Raw genomic sequence first — 19253 nt, forward strand, 5'->3', positions numbered from 1 at the left:
CGCAGGACTTCGCGCGATGCTAGCACAGCAATCGATTGCATCGTCTGGTGCAGTCCGGGTGACCCGCTCATCGTCCGGCTGCCGATGCCGGAGGGGAGCGCAGCATGTCGAAGGCCAGCCAGGCTGACGGGCCGGCCGCGTGACGCCTCCCGAAGACGCCCCCCTCCTGCCACGACGCGCGATGACCCTGGTCGGCGGCGTCGTCCTGCTGATCTCGATCGGGGCCTTCTTCCGGGTGCCGCTCCTGCCCTCGATCGGTGACGAGCTGTCCATGAGCCCCGGGCAGCTCGGGCTGATCACCACGGTCTTCGCCCTCGGGCGACTCGTCACCGACATTCCGGCCGGCCGCATGGCCGACCGGATCCCGCCGCTCCGCTCGCTGGGCCTGGCCGGAGCCATCCTCGCCGTGGGCAGCATCGGCGTCGCGTCCGCGGGCGCAGGGGTGTGGGTGATCACGGCCGCGTTCGCGCTCGGCATCGCGTCGGCGCTGGCCAACACCACGGGGATGACGTTCTTCTCCACGGCCGCACCCGCGGCACAACGCGGTACCTCGATGGCGGTGTTCTCGGCGGCGCTGCTGGGCGGCCAGGCGCTCGGCCCTATGATCGGTGGGGCCATCGGTGGTGCGGCCGGGTGGCGGACCGCCATCGCGAGCGCCGCCGTCGTCGGCCTGGTCGTCGCACTGCTCGGTGCCTTCTCCAACCGCCTGCCGAGGCCCCCGCAGGCGGCGCCGGGGGGCGGGCACCACGGCGTCATGCCCTCGGGTCCGGACCCGACGCCCCGGCTGCAACGCTGGCTGCTGTTCTCCGTCGCCTTCTCGTTGTTCTTCATGCTCGGGTCGATGCCGCAGACGCTGATCCCGATCATCGGGGATGCACGGTACGCGTTGACGCCGGGGCGCATCGGCCTGGCCCTCGGGATCGGTGGCGCGTGTCGGTTCGTCGGCGCCATGGTCGGTGGGCGGCTCGCCGATCGCCTCTCGCGCAAGATCTCGCTCATTCCCGGCATGGCGCTGTGCACCGCTGGCATCGCGATCCTGGCCGTCGACCTCGGCGTCGCCGGGTGGGTCGCCTCGATCGTGCTGCTCTCCCTCGGCTCCTATGGCGTGTCCGTGTCGGCGACGATGCTCGCCGACCACGCCGGGGGCAGCGGCGTCGGCCGGCGCCTGGGCACCTACCGGTTCGTCGGTGACGTCGGCCTGATCGCCGGTCCGACGCTGTCTGGCGTGTTGTACGAGCGGGTGAGCGACACCGCGGCCGTGCTCCTCGTCGCCGGTCTCGTCGGCGCCGTGACGCTGCTGTGCGCGCTGCTGTTGCGCGAGACCCGCTGGATCGACGAACACCCGACGGCCGACGTCGCAGGAGGAAACGCATGACCACCGGGCCCTTCGGTTGGACCCTGCCGGACGCCGCCCAGCGGCGTGCCCTCGTCGAAGCGTCGTGGCCGCGGGCGTCGGCGCAGGAGATCGCGCGCCGCCGCGCCGCCATCGCCGAGGTGGCGGCCGAACGCGACGTCGACCTCGTGCTGGTCTACGGCGCCGACCGCGCCGGTTCCGGCGTGCCGTGGCTGACGTCGTGGCCCGTGACGCGGGAAGCGGCACTGCTGCTCGACCTGCGCAGCGGGGACGCCGACCTGTGGATCCAGTTCCACAACCACGTCCCGCTCGCCACGGAGCTGGCACAGGACTGTCGCGTCCACTGGGGTGGCCCGGTCACGGCACAGACGCTCGTCGACGCGCTGTCGGAGCGCGGTTCGGGCCGACGGCTGGGCGTGGTCGGCCCCGTCACGGTGCCGCTGAACCGCGCCCTGGCCGGGGCCGTCGACGAAATCGTCCCGCTCGGCAGCGACTACACCCGCCTCCGGCTCGTCAAGAGCCCCGAGGAGCTGGACCTGCTCGCCGCTGGTGCCTACCTGTCCGACCTCGCCGCAGCGGCGCTGCGTGACGGGATCCGCGAGGGGACGACCGACCACGAGATGGCCGACCTCGTCGAACGTGCCTACGTGCCGCTCGGTGGCACCACGCACATCCACTACTTCGGGATCACGGCGATGGACGCCCCGGATCGTGGGGCGCCGGCGCAGATCACGACCGGACGGGTGCTGGCGCGGGGCGACGTCGTCGTCACCGAGCTCTCCGCCGCCCTCGAGGGGTACGCGGGCCAGGTGCTGCGCACCATGACCCTCGACGACCGCCTCGCGGCCCCGTTCGACGAGCTGCACGCCGTCGCCGATGCGGCGTTCGACGCCGTGTGCGCCGCCATCCGCCCTGGGGCGACGGCGGGGGACGTGGTCGCAGCCTCCGGCGTGATCGAGGCGGCCGGCTACACCATCGTCGACGACCTCGTCCACGGCTTCGGCGGCGGCTACCTGCCCCCGGTGCTCGGCTCGGCGAGCCGGCCCGCCGGTCCGCTGCCCGACCTGGTGTTCGAGGCGGGGATGACGGTGGTCGTCCAACCCAACGTGACCACGCCCGACCACCGGGCCGGGGTGCAGACCGGCGAGCTGGTGGTCGTCACCGACGACGGGGTCGTGTCGCTGCACGACGTGCCGCGCGGGCCGTGGCTGGCCGCGGGCGCAGGGCGGTAGCCGGTGGACCCCCAGGCCGTCATCATCATCTTCGTGGCGATCGCCCTCGGCGCGTTGATCAAGGGCGTCACCGGGTCCGGTCTGCCGCAGATCGCGATCCCGGTCATGGCGATCTTTCTCGGGGTCGAGCGCTCCGTGGTGATCATGGCGATCCCGGGCATCGTCTCCAACGCCTGGCTGATCTGGCGCTTCCGGGGTCACTTCGGACGGACGCGGGACCTCCCGACGCTGCTGACCACGGGCGTCATCGGCGCCGTGGGGGGTACCTGGCTGCTGAAGGCGCTCGACCCGCGCATTCTCTCGGGCGTACTGGCGCTGATCATCCTGGTCTACCTCGTCGTGCGCCAGACCCGACCGGAGTTCGAGCTCTCACCGACGGCGACGCGGCGGTTGTCCCCACCCGTCGGCCTGGCGGCCGGCACGCTGCAGGGCGCCACCGGCATCTCGGGTCCGCTGGTGACGACGTGGTTGCACAGCTACCGGCTGGATCCACCGGTGTACATCGTGTCGCTCGTGACCCTGTTCCAGGTGTTCGGCACGGTGCAGGCGATCACGTTGGTCGGCCTGGGGCTGTTCACCCCGACTCGCGTGCTCGAAGGCCTGCTGGCCCTGGTGCCGATGGTCATCGCCCTGCCGATCGGCGCCCGGCTGGCGACCCGGATGTCACCGAAGACCTTCGACGTCTGGATCGTGCTGCTGTTGCTCGGTTCGGCCGGCAAGTTGGCCCACAGCGCGATCTGGGGCTGAAACGCCCCCGTGTCAGGCTGCCGGTGGGGCGGTCGACCCGCGCACCCGCAGCTCGGGCGGCAGGCGCAGGCTCATGCCGCCGGTGCCCGGGTCCTCGATCTCGGCCAGGATCAACTCGGCCGCCTTGACCCCGATGTCGTAGTGCGGGATGCGGACGCTGGTCAGCGGTGGGGCGAACCGGTCGGTGAAGGGGATGTCGTTGTAGCCGACGATGGAGACGTCGTCGGGGATGCGGATGCCACGGTCGGCGGCCACGTCGTAGCAACCGAGGGCCACGAGGTCGTTGGCCGCCACGACGGCGGTGAACGCTGCGTTCCGATCGAGCAACGCACGGAAGCCCATCACCCCCGCCTGCTGCGTGAACCAGCTGCAGAACACGATCAGATCGGGGTCGACGGGCAGATCGCAGCCGTCCATCCAGGTGAGGAAGCTCTGGTGCCGGTTGAGGCCGGTCGACACCGAGCGCGGACCGGCGAGGTGGGCGATCCGGCGGTGGCCCAGGGACGCGAGGTGGCGCACGGCGAGGCCGATGCCGACGTGGTCGTCGCCGCTGACCGACGGCAGCGGCGGCTCGTCGGCGGTGCGGTTGACGAGGACGACGGGGTAGTCCGACCGCAGCATCCGGGTCAGCATCGGGTGCTCGCGCTGGGCCGTGGCGACGATCAGCCCGTCGACACGACGGCGCGCCATCACCTCGAGGATCGCCCGCTCCTTCTCCTCGGCGTTGTCGGTGTTGGCCAGCAGCAACGTGCAGCCGGCCTCGGTGAGACGGTCCTCGATCCCGCGCACGATGGGGGGGAACAGGGGGTTGGTGAGGTCGGGGACCAGCATCCCGATCGTCATCGTGCGATTGACCTTCAGCCCCTGGGCGAGCGCGTTGGGCTGGTAACCGAGGTCGCTGGCCGCCTTCAACACCCGCGCAACCGTCACCGCGTTCACGAGCGTGCGCGTGCGCTCGTTGAGCGCCCGTGACGCCGTCGACGGGTGGACGTCGGCGCGTGTGGCGACGTCGCGCAGCGTGATCGTGCGGTTCACGGGCTCTCCCCTGCCCCTCGTTCCCGCGACGCCAGCGCGCAGCAGGGCGTGGCGAGCGCGGCACGATTCCGCACGTTCTCCCGAGGTGCGCGGCCGTCTCCCACTGGGGGAGAACGCTACGCGGTCCGTGGGCGGGCGGCAAACGTTTGTTGCGGACGGGCCGGTCGGGCCGGGGCCGCCGCGCCTCGAGGGCGACGTCGCCGCCGGATCGCCGGCCACCGACGAGCCAGAGGGCGCTCAGCGCTCACGCCGTGCGCGCCGTTCCCGAACGATCCGCGGAGGTGCGCCAGCCGTGCAGCCCGTCTGGGGCCAGTTGCAACCGATTGCCGAGGCAGGATCGGGCGAGAACCCGCCTGCGAACGGCATTCTGGGCGACTCCGGCGTCGTGCGGCGGGGGTGTCACGGGCGGCCGTCGTCCCGGCGCGCGGATCGGCGCCTCCGAGCGCGATAGGAGCCTACGGGGAGGGACCGTGGGCAGGGAGCGGACATCCCGCCCGCCAATTTCCTGCAATCGATTGTCAGAGGACGAGCGTCGTGGTTGGATGGACCGCGAGGTGGCACGGGAGCGCCATCGTCACGCGGGACCGGGTCGATCCGGTCGGGAGGATGGGATGACCAGCATGTCGACATCGCCGACGCGGTCGAGCGCGTCCGACGAGCGGGCGCCTGCCGACGTCGTCATCGACGCTCGGGACCTCGTCGTCGGCTACCGCAAGCTGCGCGAGAAGATCGAGCTCACCGCACTGACCGGGGTGACCCTGCAGATCCGCCGCGGCGAGTTCATCGCCATCGTCGGTCCGTCGGGGTGCGGCAAGACGACCTTCATCAACGTCGTCGCCGGCCTGGTCAAGCCATGGTCGGGATCGGTGTCCGTCAACGGCAAGCCCGTCAACGGGCCGAGCCCCGACCGCGCCATGGTGTTCCAGGACTACGCGCTGATGCCGTGGCGGACGGTCAAGGACAACGTCACCTTCGGCCTCGAGTTCCAGCGTCACGGGCTCAGCAAGCAGCAGCTCGAGGACCGCGTCGCGGAGTACATCGACCTCGTCGGGCTCACGGGTTTCGAGGACTCGTTCCCGTACGAGCTGTCGGGCGGGATGCGTCAACGCGTCGGGATCGCCCGGGCCCTGGCCTGCGAGCCCCAGATCCTGCTCGCCGACGAGCCCTTCGGCGCCGTCGACGCCATGACGCGCGAAGGCATGCAGGGCGAGCTCGAGCGGATCATCGCGCAGACCGGGCAGACCGTCGTGCTGATCACCCACTCGATCGACGAGGCCATCACGCTCGCCGACCGGGTCGTGGTGATCTCCCACCGACCGGGCCAGATCCGTGAGGTCGTCGACGTGCCGCTGCCACGGCCGCGTGACCCGGTCGAGGTGAAGGCCAACCCGGTCTACCACGAGCTGCGCGAGCACGTGTGGGACCTGCTCAAGGCCGAGACCTTCGGTGCGAACGTCGTGGACGAGGAGGCGCAGGCATGAGCGCGACCGTCGAGCCGAAGACCGCCAACGCGCCCGGCGCGGAGCCGGGCCGCACACCCGAGCGCAGTTTCCGCTACGGCCCGCTCAACTACCTGCGCCGGTATGGCGCCATCGGCCTGGTGATCCTCAACCTCACCACGTTCTTCATCATCTGGGAGCTGTTCGCGCGCTCCGGCGCGGTCAACCCGCTGTTCCTGCCCAAGCCCAGCGACGTCTTCACGACCATGTTCGCGGAGTTCGGGCCCGACGGGGTGCTGCGCGAGAACATCCTCATCAGTGCGCAGCTGTTCGGCAGCGGCATGCTCGCCGCCGCGGCCGTCGGGATCCCGATCGGGCTGCTGATGGGCGCGAGCCGGGTCGTCGACGCGATCATCAGCCCCTACGTGTGGGCCATGGCGTCGCTGCCCCGCGTGGCGTTGATGCCGCTGCTGATCCTGATCCTCGGGTTCACCACGACCGCGCGGTTCACGCTGGTGTTTCTCTCGGCGGTGTTCCCGATCATCATCAACTGCATGGCCGGGGTGAAGACGGTCGACCAGTCGCTGGTGCGCGCCGGACAGGTGTTCGGCGCCAACAAGGCCCAGCTGTACCGGAAGGTGATCTTCCCCTTCACCCTGCCGTTCATCATCTCCGGGCTCAACCAGGGCATGACGCGCGGCCTCGTCGGGCTGGTCATCGCCGAGATCTTCGGCGGCAACAAGGGCCTGGGCTATCTGACCAAGCGCGCGGCCGAGCAGTACAACTCGCCGCTGCTGTACGCGGTGCTGTTGATCCTGGTGATCTTCTCGCTGCTGTTCGTGCAGATCGTCCGTTGGATCGAGATCAAGGCGGCTCCCTGGCGCAACTACCAGGGCTGAGATTTTCGGCGGGACCACCCGTCGGGAAAGTGTCCCAAGGGACGTCGTGGACGGTCACTCGGCCGTGCACGGGGAGCGGGATCCGGGAGGGTCTTCCATGAAGGCAATCAAGAAGTGGCAACGCGCCGCTGCCGTGCTCGGCGCCCTGACGTTGGCGCTCACCGCCTGCGGCGGGACCGACGCGACCACGGGCAGCGAGGAGCCGGCAGCCGGCACCGACACCGACACGGACGCCGGCACCGACACCGACACGGACGCCGGTACCGACACGGACACCGACACCGACACCGGTGACGGTGGCGAGTCCGCCGCCGGTGCGGACTGGTGCGACGACACCGACGTCACCGAGTCGATCGTGGTCGGCATCAACAACCCCAACTACGCCACGCAGCTCGCGGTCGTGCTGGCCGACGAGAAGGGCTACTTCGCCGAGCAGGGCATCACCGACGTCGAGATCATCGAGACCGACGAGTACATCGCCGGCCTGATCGGTGGCAGCCTCACGATCGCGCAGGGCGACACCGACGTGACCTTCGGGTCGGCCGACGCCAGCGGTGAGGACCTGGTCTATCTCGGTACCTACCGCAACGGCGAGTACCAGATCATGGGTACCGCGCCGGGCATCGAGAACCCCGAGGACCTGATCGGCCAGCCCGTCACCGGTGGTGACCTCGAGGGCCGCAACACCTCGCTCATGCGCAAGTTCCTGCAGGAGCTCGGCGTCGACCCGGACGAGGTCGAGTTCGTGCCGATGGGTGGCAACTCCGACGCCCGCCTGCAGGCGGTCATGCAGGGCACGGTGAAGGCCGCCAGCCTCTTCCCACGTCACAAGGTGCCGCTCGAGGAGGCCGGCGGGAAGTTCATGTACGAGGAGTTCGAGGTCAACCCGCAGGAAGGCGTCATCGTCATGGGTGACACCCTCGAGAACGACTGCGCGACCGTCATCGCCTACATGACCGCGGACCTGATGGCCCGTCGCGACATGTACGACTTCTCGCTGAAGGACGAGCACCTCGAGATCATGCGGAGCCGTGGCTTCGAGATCCCGGACTTCTTCGAGGAGGTCTACCAGATCGAGGTCGAGCAGGTCGGTGAGACGGCCGGCTTCGACGTCGCCGAGATGGACGAACTGGTCCAGGAGATGATCGAGCTCGGCGAGCTGCCCGAGGGCCTCGACTGGCGCCAGTACGTCGACCTGCGGCCGCTGCACACGGCCCAGGAGGCGCTGGGCATCGAGCCCGAGCCGGCCAGCCTCGACTGACGCGTCGAGCACCACAGCCGGACCGTGGCCCGGGCGGCGACCAGCCGCCCGGGCCACGCCCGTCGAGGAGCGAGATCATCATGACCCGACCCGAGGAACGACACGGCCTGCGTCTGCTCGGCCACTCCCGCCTGAACGGCTACGGCGACGGCATGCAGGTGTTGCGCGAGGGGGATGCGCTGTACGTGGGCCACTTCGGCCCGAGCGGCATGGGGACCTCGATCCTCGACGTCAGTGACGTGACCGACCCCCGGGTCGTGCGCCAGTGGGAGGCGCCTCCGGGCAGCCACACGCACAAGGTGCAGGTCGCCGACGGCCTGCTGCTGGTCAACCACGAACAGTTCCGGGGCGGGAAGAACTTCTCCGCCGGCATGGCGGTCTACGACCTCGCGGATCCGTTCGACCCGAAGCAGATCGGGTGGTTCGACTCGACCGGCAAGGGTGTGCACCGCATCGTCTACACCGGCGGCCGTTACGCCTACATGTCGGCCATCCCCGACCGCTTCGAGGATCGCATCTGGGTCATCGTCGACCTCGACGACCCGACCCGGCCCGTCGAGGTCGGACGCTGGTGGTGGCCCGGGCAGCGCGACGACGAGGAGCCGACGTGGCCCGAGGGCAAGCGCTACGCGGCCCACCATGCGCTGATCGACGGCGACCGCGCCTACCTCGGCTACAACGACGCTGGCATGGTCATCCTCGACATCAGCGACGTCACCTCGCCACAGGTCGTCAGCAAGCTGACCTGGGACCCCGTCGGGGACACCCACACGTGCCTGCCGCTGCCGGGGCGTGACCTGCTGGTGGTGACCGACGAGGAGGTCCACGACCAGGTCGCCGCCGGACCCCACTACGTACGCGTCGTCGACATCAGCGACGACCGCAACCCCGAGGTCATCGCGGTCGTGCCGCCCCCGGAGGGCGACTACGCCACCCGCGGCCTGCGATTCGGTCCGCACAACACCCACGAGAACCGGCCGGGCAGCTACCGCAGCGCCGAGGTGGTGTTCGTGACCTACTTCAACGCCGGCCTGCGCGTCTACGACCTCGCCGATCCGGCCGACCCCGTCGAACTGGCCCACTACCTGCCGCCGCTGCCCGAGGGCCAACCCGACCTGCAGATCAACGACGTGTTCGTGGCCGACGACGGGCTGATCTACATCACCGACCGCTGGGCCGACGGCGTCTACATCCTCGAACCCGAACCCGAACTGCGCGCACGCATGGAGGAAGCCCGCCTGTGACCACCTACGACGTCCACGCCCACTGCGCGCCCGAAGGTCTCCTGGCGCTGTTCGCCCGCGAGGGCGACCGCTACGGCACCGAGTTGGTCGACACCGACAAGGGCCAGGCGGTCCGGTTCGCCGGTGGGGTGACGACCCCCGCGCTGCGGCCCGACTTCGACGACGTCGCGCACCGGCTGGAATCGATGGACGCCGCCCGGGTCGACGTGCAGCTGATCTCGAGCTGGATCGACCTCACGGGCTATTCGCTGCCGCGCGACGTCGGCGTGCGCTACGCCCGCATGTTCAACGAGTTGCTGGCGCAGACCGTCGCGGCCCATGCCGAGCGCTTTCTCGGGCTGTGCACGGTTCCGCTCCAGGACGGCGCCGCGGCCGCCGACGAGCTCCGGCACGCGGTCACCGAGCTGGGCATGGTCGGGGTCGAGATCGCCACGACGGTCGACGGGCGCGACCTCGACGATCCGGATCTCGAGCCGTTCTGGGGTGCGGCGGCCGAGTTGCGATGCCCGGTCGTCATCCACCCCTACGTGTCGCTGGCCGGGCGTGGCGTGTCGCGCTACTTCCTCGGCAACCTGGTCGGCAACCCGGCCGAGTCGACGATCGCGATCGCCCACATGATCTTCGGCGGGGTGCTGGACCGTCATCCCGACCTGCGGCCGGTCCTGTTGCACGGTGGCGGCTTCGCGCCGTGGCAGTCGGGCCGCTGGGACCGCGGCTACGACGCCGTGTCCCACCTCACCGGCAAGGGGGGCATCGCGACCCGGCCGACGGAGTTGCTGGAGCGGGTCCACTTCGACACCGTCCTGCACGACCCCAGGGTGCTCGCGATGCTGGTGCAGTGGGCTGGTGCGGAACGGGTCGTGCTGGGCTCGGACTACCCCTTCCCGATGGGTGACCTGACGCCCGTGGACACCCTCGACGCCGTCGCGGACCTGGCCGATGCCGACCGCGAACTGATCCTTGGCGGCAACGTCGAGCGCCTGCTCGCCGAGGTCCGGCGGTGACGTCGGCCGCCCCGACCGTGCCGGGGAGGACGACGGCGGACGTCGTGGTCGCCGGCTCCGGGCACAACGCGCTCATCACGGCCGTGTACCTCGCGCGTTCCGGCCGTGAGGTCGTCGTGCTGGAGGCCCGCGAACGACCCGGCGGCGGGGCGGTCTCCGAGGAGTTGGTGCTGCCCGGCTACGTCATGGACACCTGCTCGACCGGGCACACCCTGATCCAGAACAACCCGGTCATCGCCGACGACGAGCTCGGGCTGCTGGCGCGCTACGGGCTGACCTACCTCGACCCGGACCCGGTCGCCCACGTCGCCTTCCCCGACGGGGAACAGTTCACGATGTGGCTCGATCCCGAGCGCACCGTCGCCGAGTTCGCCCGGTTCTCGCGCGAGGACGCCGACACCTACCGCCGGGTGCTGCGCGAATGGGCCGAGATCGGACCGCTCGTCGGCCGCTCGCGCCGCCACCCGATCGGCTTCGGCCCCTCGCTCGACGACCTGCTGCGAGAACATCCGCGCGGTGGGGTGTGGCGCCGCCGCCTGGCGCTGAGCGCCTGGGACGTGATCCGCCACGAGTACCGCGAGCCGCACGTCCGGGCGTTCGTGTTCTGGCAGGCGTTCATGACCCTGGTGTCGCTGGACCTGCCCGGCTCGGGGATGCTGCCGTACTCGATCATGGCCGGCCGGCAGCGCCGCAGCTGGACCATCCCGCAGGGAGGGTCCGGGCGTCTGACCGACGCGCTGCTGGCCGCGCTGGCCGATGCCGGCGGGACGGTGGTGTGCGAGCAGGAGGTGGTCGAACTCGTGCTCGACAACGGTCGCTGCGTCGGCGTGGAGACGGCGACCGGTGACCGGTTCCTCGCACGTCAGGCCGTGGTCTCCTCGATCCACGTCAAACACCTGGTCGACATGGCGCCCCGCGACGCCTGGGACGAGTCGTTCCTGTACGGGGTCGAGACCTTCGATCCCGGCCTGCCGATGTTCGCGGTGCAGTTCGCCACCACCGAGCCGCCACGCTTCGCCGGCGCGCCGCACACGCCACCGGCGGTGTCGTCCGGGCTCGCCGGCTGGCCCCAGGACGTCGTCGACGTGTGTCGCGAGATCCGCGACGGTCGTCCCTCCGAGCGGTTCCCGTGGATCCTCGTCGCCACGCCGACGGCGGCCGACCCCTCACGCGCCCCGGACGGACATCACACCGTCAAGTTCCTGGTGCCGTGCTCGTCGGTGCCGCCACGCGGGGCCGCGTCGTGGGACGAGGTCAAGGAGGACCATGCCGACGCGCTGCTCGCCGCCGTACGCGCGTTCGCCCCGAACCTGACCGACGACGCCGTCCTCGGCCGCCTCGTGCTCAGCCCGCTCGACATCGAGCGCGCGAACGCCCACATGGTCGGCGGATCCGCGCACGGCGGGGACCGCGGCGTGCCGTTCAGCGGCCCGCTGCGCCCCGCGCCCGGCTGGGCCCAGCACCGCACCCCGATCGCGGGCCTGTACCAGACCGGCGGCACGACCCACCCCGGCGGATCCATCACGGGCACGCCCGGACGCAACGCGGCCCAGGTCCTGCTGCAGGACCTCGGCACCTCGCTCGAGGCGGTGCTGGCACGACCCTGACGACGGGTCACGCCGGCCTCGCCCGACGGAAAACCCCAGCACCTGCGACGGAAGGCTCTTTCGGTGGCCGACACGACCGACGTCGACCCGAGGATCGCGTCGGCGATCTCCCACTGGGCGCCCCGCTTCGTCGCCAACGGGGTCCCGCTCGCCGACTTCGAGGAGGTGACCGGCTCACTGACCCGGTGGGAGGACTGGTGCCGCGCCTGGTCGGCGCGCGGCGAGGTGCACGAGTCGCTCGGCCATCGGGCGCTGGCGTCCGGCCACACGCTCAGCGCCGGCGAGCACCTGACCCGGGCCGCGGTGTGCTTCCACTTCGGCAAGTTCCTGTTCGTCGACGACCCGCAGCAGATGCGCGAGGCCGGCCGCCGCGCGGTCGCGTGCCGCAACGCCGCACTGCCGCTGCTCGACCCGCCGGGGGAGCGGGTGGCCGTGCCGTACGAGGGCACCGAGCTCTACGGCAACCTGCGTCGCCCCGCCGGCGCCGAGCGTCCGCCCGTCGTCGTGATGTGCATGGGTCTGGACTCGACGAAGGAGGAGATGCACGACTACGAGCAGCGGTTCCTGCGCCGCGGCCTGGCCACCTTCGCGTTCGACGGTCCCGGTCAGGGCGAGGCCGAGCACGACCTCGCCCTGTGCCCCGAGTACGAACGACCGGTCGCGGCCGTGATCGACCACCTGCAGACCCGCGCCGACCTCGACCCGGAGCGGATCGCGCTGTGGGGCGTATCGCTGGGGGGCTACTTCGCGGCCCGGGCGGCCTGCTTCGAACGACGCGCGAAGGCCTGCGTGTCGCTGTCGGGCGCCTACGAGCGCAAGACCAACTTCCACGGCCGTCCCCCACTGAACATCGCCGCGTTCCTGTACCGCGCGAAGGTCGACGACCTCGAGGCAGCCGCCGAGGTGTCCGCACGCATGACGCTGCGTGGGCATGCGGCGGGCATCACCTGCCCGCTCTACGTCGTGGCCGGCAGCGCCGACCGGATCACGCCGGCATCCGAGGCCGAGAAGCTGGCCGCCGAGGCGTCGGGCCCGGTGGTCCTCGACATCGTCGAGGGCGGCAACCACGTGGTGAACAACTACTGGTACCGCTACCGCGACCAGACCGCCGACTGGCTCGCCGAGCAACTGGGCGTCGCCGGCGACTGACGCGATCGGCGTCCGGTCACTGCGGCTCGCGTGGAACCGGGAGGTGCAGGCCGGCGAGCCGGCTGCCCGCGCGCAGCCCGGCCGCGACGACGGCGCCCACCACGAGCGCGAGTGGCAGAGAGAACGGCGCCAGGAGGAACACGCACGCCGCGCCGGCGGCCGCGGCCGTCGCGTAGAAATCACCGGAGCGGTACATCACGCCGGGGACGACGCCCGACAGCACGTCGCGGATGATGCCGCCCCCGATCCCGCTGACCGCGCCGACGAACACCGTGCCCAGGAGGCCGAACCCGACCTCGACGCCGCGCTGGGCGCCGAGCGCGGCGAACAGGCCCAGGCTCAGCGTGTCGGCCACGTACAGCAGGCGGCCCGTCGGCAGGCGATGGTGCGTCGCGAACACCACCAGGCCGGTCGCGACCGGTAGCCACAGCAGCGCCTCGTCGGTGAGGGCGGTCGGCGGGATGATCCCGACCACGACGTCGCGCACCGAGCCGCCCCCCACGGCCGTCACCACGGCCAGGATGACGACCCCGGCGATGTCGAAGCGCTTCCGGACGCCCGCCAGGGCGCCGGCCATCGCGAAGGTGACGACGCCGGCGTACGACAGCGCCTGTTCCAGGTTCAGTTCGCCGCTCCGGTCCCGGCTCGGGCGCACGGTAGCCGGGTCAGTCCCGCGACGGTCCCAGGTCGGGGCCGTCCAGCTCCTCGAGGTTGGCGGCCAGGTCCGGGTGCGGGAAGAAGCACAACAGTTCGAGTTCCACGCCGGGGTCGGGCAGCGTCGCGTGCGCCGCCCCGGCGGGGACCAGGAACGTGTCGCCCGGTGCGACGGCGGTGCGCCCGCCGTCGACCCAGGCGGTCCCCGTCCCGGACAAGACGTGCACCACCTCGACGCTGTGGGGGTGGCGATGCGGGCGCCGGTCCGCGTCGGGGTACAGACGGACCTGGCGCACGCTGACGGGAACGCCGGGGAAGGCCGCGAACGGGTCGGCGGCGTCCCGCCCCGGCAGGGGCCGGAACTCCAACGCGTCCCGCGGTCCGAGCAGCATCAGCCGATCGCCGCGCCGGCGCCGGCGGCCTCGATCACCTCGGCGACCTCGACCAGTGCCCCGTCGCGCCGCGCGGAGAGCAGCCCCGCGTGGACCACGGCCAGCGCGCGCACGGCCTCCTCGACGCCGACCTCGATGGTCGCCTCGCCCCGGATGGCCCGGCCGAACTCCTCGAGTTGCTCGCGGAACATGTCCGTCGGCGGCAGCTCGACCGGGGTGCGCTCGATCTGCCCGAACTCCTGCGACACCAGCGAGCTGTACGCGTCCGCCTCGTGCGACTCGTCCCAGTGGGTGAAGTCGAGGTCGTAGCGCAGGTTGGCTTTGGTGCCCTGGACGTTGACCGTGTAGATGCCGGGCGACGCCCAGCCGGCGCCGAGGTAGCCCAGCGCCCCGGAGGCGAACTCGAGGATGGCCATGACCGCGTCCGGGACCTCGGCCTTCGTGAACACCTTGCGGGTGCGCGCGGTGACGGCCGTCACCGGACCGGCGAGGTACTGCAGGTTGTCGGCGTGGTGGACACCCAGCTGGCTGAACGGGCCACCCGGCGCCTTGTCCTCGTACCAACGCCAGGTGTCGGGGGTCAGCTCGAGGCCGCGCTCGTTGGAGAAGTTGGCCTCCAGCATGGACACGCCGCCCGTGCGACCCGAGTCGATCCAGGTCTTCATGACGCGCGAGCCCGACAGCCGGCGGGCGCTGTGGCCCACGGCGAACGTCTGGCCGGTTGCGGCAACGACCTGCGCGATCGCGGCGGCGTCCTCGAGCGTGGTCGAGATCGGCTTCTCGGTGTAGACGGCCTTTCCCGCTTCGAGGCAGGCCGTGATGATGTCGCGGTGTGTGTCGTTGGGCGTGGTGACGATCACGCCTTCGACGGCGTCGTCGGCCAGCAGCTCCTCGAGGCTCGCGGCCGACCGCGGCACGCCGAACTCGTCCTGGAACGCGGCGCGCTTGTCCTCGGCGCGGCTGAAGCAGGACACGAGCTCGATCGCGTCGCTGCGGAGCACCGAGCGACCGAGCACCTTGGCCCACCGGCCGAGCCCGATCGAGGCCAGGCGGATCTTGTCGGACATGCGCTTCCCTTTCGCGTGGTCAGTCGCCGGCGCGGCGCCGGGCCTGCAGGTCGAGGATCATCCGCACCCGCTCGAGGGTGGCGTCGGCGACGTCGGCTGCGAACGTCTCGGCCCGGGCCGCTGTCGCCCAGGCGGGTTCGCCGTACCAGCCGTCGTCGGCGAGGGCGGTCACGTCGGTGACGAAGCCGTAGACCTCGTGCGAGCGGCGCATCGCGTCCATCTCGAGGGCGTCGTCCGGCCGGGTGGGGGCGTCCACCCGATCGGTCCGAACCAGCGCGGGATCGTGGGCCAGGACGGCGAGGGTCTCGATACCCCCGCCGTGCGTGAGCTCCCCGCCGGCGTCGGCGTAGATCCGCTGGGCCGTGTAGCACGCCTGGACCGCCACGAACGTCAGCTCCCGGGTGTCCTGCAATTCGGTGGCGACGGCGTTCATCGACGCGTTGTTGCCCTCGTGCCAGTTGACCAGCACGATCGTCGCGATGCCGTGGTCGGCGAGTTCGTGGCAGATGTCGGTGAGCAGCGCCTCGAACGTGCTGCGCCGCAGGTTGATCGTCCCCGGGTGGCCGGCGTGGATCGGCGTGACCCCGTACGGGCCGAACGGGACGTAGAGCGCGTCCAGGCGTTCGGCGAGCGCCTTGGCCACCAGTTCGGCCGCGAAGGTGTCGGTGCCGCACGGCAGGTGTGGGCCGTGCTGCTCGATGCTGCCCAGGGGCACCACGGCCACCGGGTTGTCGGCGACCGCGTCACGGACGTCGGGACTCGGCAGATCGGCGATCGATCGCAGCGTCATCGGTTGGCCTCTCGTGACGGGTCGGTATCAGGTCGGGTCGACGACGACGTCGTCGGGTCGCTCGCCACGTAGCAGCGCCTCCGCGGCCCGGGCCGCCTTCTGTCGCATGTCCGCCTCGGACTCCTCGCTGTACCACGCCGTGTGGGGCGTGAGCACCACCTGGTCGGCGACGGCGTCGAAGCGGCTCGCGTCCACCGGCTCCTGCGCGTGCACGTCCAGTGCCGCCACCGCCGGCCGCCCCGTCCGCAGCGCCGTCACCAACGCGTCGGGATCGATCAGCGAGCCCCGGGCGGTGTTGACGAGCACGCTGCCGGGGCGGCAGTTGGCGAGCTCGGCGGCGCCGAGGAGGGGTGTGCCGTCGGCGTTGCCTGGTACGTGCAGGCTGACCACGTCGGCGGCGGCGAGCAGGTCGTGCAGGTCGGCCACCTGCTCGTGCCCTTCGGCCACCTCGGAGACGAACGGGTCGTGGACCAGGACCCGGAAGCCGATGCCGGCGAACAGTCCGGCCGCGTAGCGACCGATGCGGCCGTACCCCACCACCGCGGCGGCACTGGCCGAGGGAAGGTGCAGCGGGCGCAGGTGGTCGAAGCCCCAGTTGCCCGCCCGCACCCAGCGGTCGCTGGCGACGACCCGCCGGAAGCCGCTCATGGCGAGGGCGAGCGCGTGCACGGCCACGGCCTCGGTGCCGTAGTCGCTGACGCGAGCGACCCAGATGCCCTGCTCCCGGGCCGCGTCGAGGTCGATCGAGTCGGTGCCGATCCCGTAGCGCACGATCCCACGACACGACAGGCGGGCCAATACCTCGGCGTCGAAGCGTGGCCGGGAGCCGCACAGGATCAGCTCCGCCTCACCGGCGACCGCCAGGATCGCGTCCGCGTCGGCGCCGTCGCCGGTGACCAGGCGCACGTCGTGGTCGGCCAGGACGGCTTCCTCGATGGACAGGTCGGGATAGCGCGTGCCGAGGACGGCAACCACGGTCTCGCCCAACACCGCCCTCCCTCGCTCCCGTCACCAACCTAGGCGACAATCGATTGCACGCCAAGGTATGTCCAGCAGGACGCACACGCCGGCGTCCAGGTCACGCCGGTCGCAGCGCCGCCAGCAGGGCCCCCGGGTCGAAGTCGGCGGGGTCCACCACGGGCGGGCGCCCGGGAAGGGGCGGTGCCGGATACTTGGCACCGATGCCGGTGTCGAAGACGACGACGCGTTCGTCGCGACCGATCCAGCCCGAGGCACGCAACTCCCCGGTGGCGGCGACGACCGCGGCGGTCTCGGGACTGACGTAGCCGGCGCCGTGCGCCCCCGCGAGCAGTTGCGCCCGGTCGATGTCGGCCTCGTCGACGGCGACCGCCGTTCCCTCGGAATCCCGCAATGCCTGCAGGATGAGCCGGTCGCCGACGGCCCCCGGCACGCGGATGCCGCCGGCGCGGGTGGTCGCCCCCTGCCAGGGTTCGGCCTCGAGGTCGCCGCGCTCGAAGGCGCGCACGATCGGTGCGCAGCCGGTGGCCTGCACGGCGACCATGCGGGGGCGCCGGCCCGTGACCAGGCCGAGGGCCTCGAGCTCCGCGAAGGCCTTCCACATCCCGACCAGACCGGTGCCGCCACCGGTGGGGTAGAGGATCACGTCCGGCAGCTCCCAGCCGAACTGCTCGGCGAGTTCGAGCCCCATCGTCTTCTTGCCCTCGACCCGGTAGGGCTCCTTGAGGGTCGAGACGTCGAAGGCGCCGGTCAGCGCCGCCAGTTGCGCTCCCACGCGGCCGCAGTCGCTGATCAGTCCCTCGACCAGGATCAGCTCGGCGCCGCACACCAGCACCTCGACCTGGTTCACCTCGGGCGCGTCGACGGGCATCAGCACGGTCGCCGGCAGGCCCGCGGCGGCGGCGTAGGCCGCAAGCGCGCCGGCGGCGTTCCCTGCCGAGGGCGCGATGAAGCTCGTGGCGCCCAGTTCGGCGTTGCGGGACACGGCGGCGGTCATGCCGCGGGCCTTGAACGACCCGGTGGGATTGCCGCCCTCGGCCTTGATCCGGAGATCGCCCAGGTCGAGGCGGTGGCCGAGTCGCGGCGCCGTCACCAGCGGGGTGTCGCCCTCGCCGAGGTGCACGATCGCCGCGGGGTCGCGGACCGGCAGCAGCTCGCGCCACCGCCACAGGCCCCGCGGACGTTCCCGCAGCGACGCGGGGGTCAGGGTCCGGGCCGCCGCCTCGAGGTCGTAGGTCGCGAGCAGGGGCCGGTCGTCGACCGGGTCGAGCCGGTGCAGCTGGTCGGCGTCGTACGCCTCGCCGGAGCTGGAACCGTGCAGCGAGACGAGGGTCGAGTCGGGCATGGGGACTCTCCGGACTCAGGAAGCGCCGGGCGCGGCCGTCGACTGGCGCACCACCAGCTCGGGGGCGAGTTCGACCGCCTTGCGGGCGCGGCGGGCGGGCGGATCGTCGAGCAGCCCCAGCAGCAGCTCGCCGGCCCGACGTCCCATCTCGTACTGCGGGATGCGCACGGTCGTCAGCGGCGGATCGATCAGGTCCACGAGCGGCATGTCGTTGAAGCCGACCAGCGACACCTCCTGCGGCACCCGGCGGCCGGCCGCCCGCAGCGCCCGCAGACAGCCGATCGCGAGCAGGTCGTTGGCGGCGCAGATCGCCGTGACGTCGGGGTGCTGCTCGAGCAGGCGCTGGCACGCCTCCATGCCGTCGCCGACGGCGAAGATCGCGGCGTGCTCGACCAACGCGGGGTCGTAGACCCCGGCGTCGGTGGCGAAGGTCTCGAACGCCTCGGCCCGGCTGCGTCCGGTGGAGGTGTCGGTCGGTCCGGCGACGTGCGCGATCCGCCGGTGGCCGAGGTCGAGCAGGTGTCGGACGGCCAGCGTGACCCCGGCGGCGTCGTCGGGGACCACGGCCGGCACGGACGGATCGGTCCCACGACGGTTGACCAGCACGACCGGGAGGTTGCCGACGGCCGCGGTGCCCTCGTCGCTGTCGAGGTGGGAGGTCGCGACGACCAGGCCGTCGACCTGGCGGCCGACCAGGCTCTGCAGGCTGCGTGCCTCGCGCCGGGCGTCGTTGTCGGTGTTGGTGACGATGAGCGTGTAGCCGCCCGCGTCCAGCGCGTCCTCGAGCCCGCGCACGATGGGCGGGAAGAACGGATTGGTGAGGTCGGGCAGCAGCATGCCGACCGTGTGCGAGCGCTGGGTCCGCAGTCCGCGGGCGAGCACGTTGGGCTGGTAGCCGAGCTCGCTGGCCGCGGCGAGCACGCGCTCGACCGTCTCCGAGCGCAGCATGGCCGCGGTGCGCTCGTTGAGCGCCCGCGACACCGTGGAGACGTCGACACCCGCGAACCGGGCGACGTCGGACATCGTCGTCTTGGCCATGGTGGGGGACCCTAGGCC

At 71.6% G+C, this 19253-nt stretch carries 18 protein-coding genes; 10 read left to right on the top strand and 8 right to left on the bottom strand.

All coding sequences use genetic code 11. From position 1 onward, the window contains the following. The first annotated feature begins 181 nt into the window (after nt 1-181). Genes ACERMF_RS02775 through ACERMF_RS02785 form a run of 3 tightly spaced genes read left to right on the top strand, consistent with a single transcriptional unit; the run spans nt 182 to nt 3333 of the window. Nucleotides 182-1375, top strand: coding sequence for an MFS transporter (locus tag ACERMF_RS02775; protein ID WP_373667493.1), 1194 nt, complete (start codon nt 182-184; stop codon nt 1373-1375). Further along, nucleotides 1372-2586 (top strand): M24 family metallopeptidase, encoded by a 1215-nt coding sequence (locus tag ACERMF_RS02780; protein WP_373667494.1) that lies wholly within the window; start codon nt 1372-1374, stop codon nt 2584-2586. The genes ACERMF_RS02775 and ACERMF_RS02780 overlap by 4 nt, the downstream gene beginning before the upstream one ends. A gap of 3 nt (nt 2587-2589) precedes the next feature. Further along, nucleotides 2590-3333: a sulfite exporter TauE/SafE family protein gene (locus ACERMF_RS02785; protein WP_373667495.1), complete on the top strand. Its 744-nt coding sequence runs from the start codon at nt 2590-2592 to the stop codon at nt 3331-3333. Between the two features lie 12 nt (nt 3334-3345). Here the strand turns inward: ACERMF_RS02785 and ACERMF_RS02790 are convergent, their stop codons facing one another. Then, the gene (locus ACERMF_RS02790; RefSeq protein WP_373667496.1) at nt 3346-4368 is read right to left on the bottom strand and encodes a LacI family DNA-binding transcriptional regulator; all 1023 of its coding nucleotides are present in this window, start codon (nt 4366-4368) and stop codon (nt 3346-3348) included. A 611-nt stretch (nt 4369-4979) separates the two neighbouring features. Between ACERMF_RS02790 and ACERMF_RS02795 the strand changes: the two genes are divergently transcribed. The 7 genes from ACERMF_RS02795 to ACERMF_RS02825 all read left to right on the top strand — a co-directional run bounded on the left by ACERMF_RS02795 (nt 4980) and on the right by ACERMF_RS02825 (nt 12971). Continuing rightward, entirely contained in the window at nt 4980-5849 is an 870-nt protein-coding gene (locus ACERMF_RS02795) for an ABC transporter ATP-binding protein (RefSeq protein ID WP_373667497.1), read from the top strand. Continuing rightward, complete coding sequence (locus tag ACERMF_RS02800) at nt 5846-6706, top strand: ABC transporter permease (RefSeq protein ID WP_373667498.1); 861 nt, start codon at nt 5846-5848, stop codon at nt 6704-6706. Before ACERMF_RS02795 ends, ACERMF_RS02800 begins: the two co-directional genes overlap by 4 nt. Before the next feature lie 97 nt (nt 6707-6803). Continuing rightward, on the top strand, nt 6804-7967 hold the full coding sequence (locus ACERMF_RS02805; protein WP_373667499.1) for an ABC transporter substrate-binding protein: 1164 nt from the start codon (nt 6804-6806) through the stop codon (nt 7965-7967). A gap of 80 nt (nt 7968-8047) precedes the next feature. Further along, complete coding sequence (locus tag ACERMF_RS02810) at nt 8048-9211, top strand: LVIVD repeat-containing protein (protein WP_373667500.1); 1164 nt, start codon at nt 8048-8050, stop codon at nt 9209-9211. After that, complete coding sequence (locus ACERMF_RS02815; protein ID WP_373667501.1) at nt 9208-10215, top strand: amidohydrolase family protein; 1008 nt, start codon at nt 9208-9210, stop codon at nt 10213-10215. The genes ACERMF_RS02810 and ACERMF_RS02815 overlap by 4 nt, the downstream gene beginning before the upstream one ends. After that, nucleotides 10212-11822: a phytoene desaturase family protein gene (locus ACERMF_RS02820; protein ID WP_373667502.1), complete on the top strand. Its 1611-nt coding sequence runs from the start codon at nt 10212-10214 to the stop codon at nt 11820-11822. The genes ACERMF_RS02815 and ACERMF_RS02820 overlap by 4 nt, the downstream gene beginning before the upstream one ends. A gap of 63 nt (nt 11823-11885) precedes the next feature. Next, nucleotides 11886-12971, top strand: coding sequence for an alpha/beta hydrolase family protein (locus ACERMF_RS02825; protein WP_373667503.1), 1086 nt, complete (start codon nt 11886-11888; stop codon nt 12969-12971). A 16-nt stretch (nt 12972-12987) separates the two neighbouring features. Here ACERMF_RS02825 and ACERMF_RS02830 read toward each other — a convergent pair whose 3' ends face one another. From ACERMF_RS02830 to ACERMF_RS02860, 7 genes are all read right to left on the bottom strand, one after another. Further along, a complete protein-coding gene (locus ACERMF_RS02830) occupies nt 12988-13590 on the bottom strand; it encodes a trimeric intracellular cation channel family protein (RefSeq protein WP_373667901.1) in 603 nt (200 codons plus the stop codon). A gap of 46 nt (nt 13591-13636) precedes the next feature. Beyond that, a complete protein-coding gene (locus ACERMF_RS02835; protein ID WP_373667504.1) occupies nt 13637-14017 on the bottom strand; it encodes a cupin domain-containing protein in 381 nt (126 codons plus the stop codon). Continuing rightward, a complete protein-coding gene (locus ACERMF_RS02840) occupies nt 14017-15084 on the bottom strand; it encodes a Gfo/Idh/MocA family protein (protein WP_373667505.1) in 1068 nt (355 codons plus the stop codon). The genes ACERMF_RS02835 and ACERMF_RS02840 overlap by 1 nt, the downstream gene beginning before the upstream one ends. Nucleotides 15085-15103: 19 nt before the next feature. Next, nucleotides 15104-15874 carry a creatininase family protein gene (locus tag ACERMF_RS02845; protein ID WP_373667506.1) on the bottom strand — a complete coding sequence of 257 codons (771 nt, stop codon included), beginning with the start codon at nt 15872-15874 and terminating at the stop codon, nt 15104-15106. 27 nt (nt 15875-15901) lie between these two features. Beyond that, a complete protein-coding gene (locus ACERMF_RS02850) occupies nt 15902-16864 on the bottom strand; it encodes an NAD(P)-dependent oxidoreductase (RefSeq protein ID WP_373667507.1) in 963 nt (320 codons plus the stop codon). Nucleotides 16865-16952: 88 nt separating this feature from the next. Next, nucleotides 16953-18197, bottom strand: coding sequence for a threonine synthase (locus ACERMF_RS02855; protein WP_373667508.1), 1245 nt, complete (start codon nt 18195-18197; stop codon nt 16953-16955). A 15-nt stretch (nt 18198-18212) separates the two neighbouring features. Continuing rightward, the gene (locus ACERMF_RS02860) at nt 18213-19235 is read right to left on the bottom strand and encodes a LacI family DNA-binding transcriptional regulator (protein ID WP_373667509.1); all 1023 of its coding nucleotides are present in this window, start codon (nt 19233-19235) and stop codon (nt 18213-18215) included. Between the last annotated feature and the right edge of the window lie 18 nt (nt 19236-19253).

Origin of the sequence: Egicoccus sp. AB-alg6-2, assembly GCF_041821025.1 — a bacterium.
Classification (GTDB): Bacteria; Actinomycetota; Nitriliruptoria; order Nitriliruptorales; family Nitriliruptoraceae; genus Egicoccus.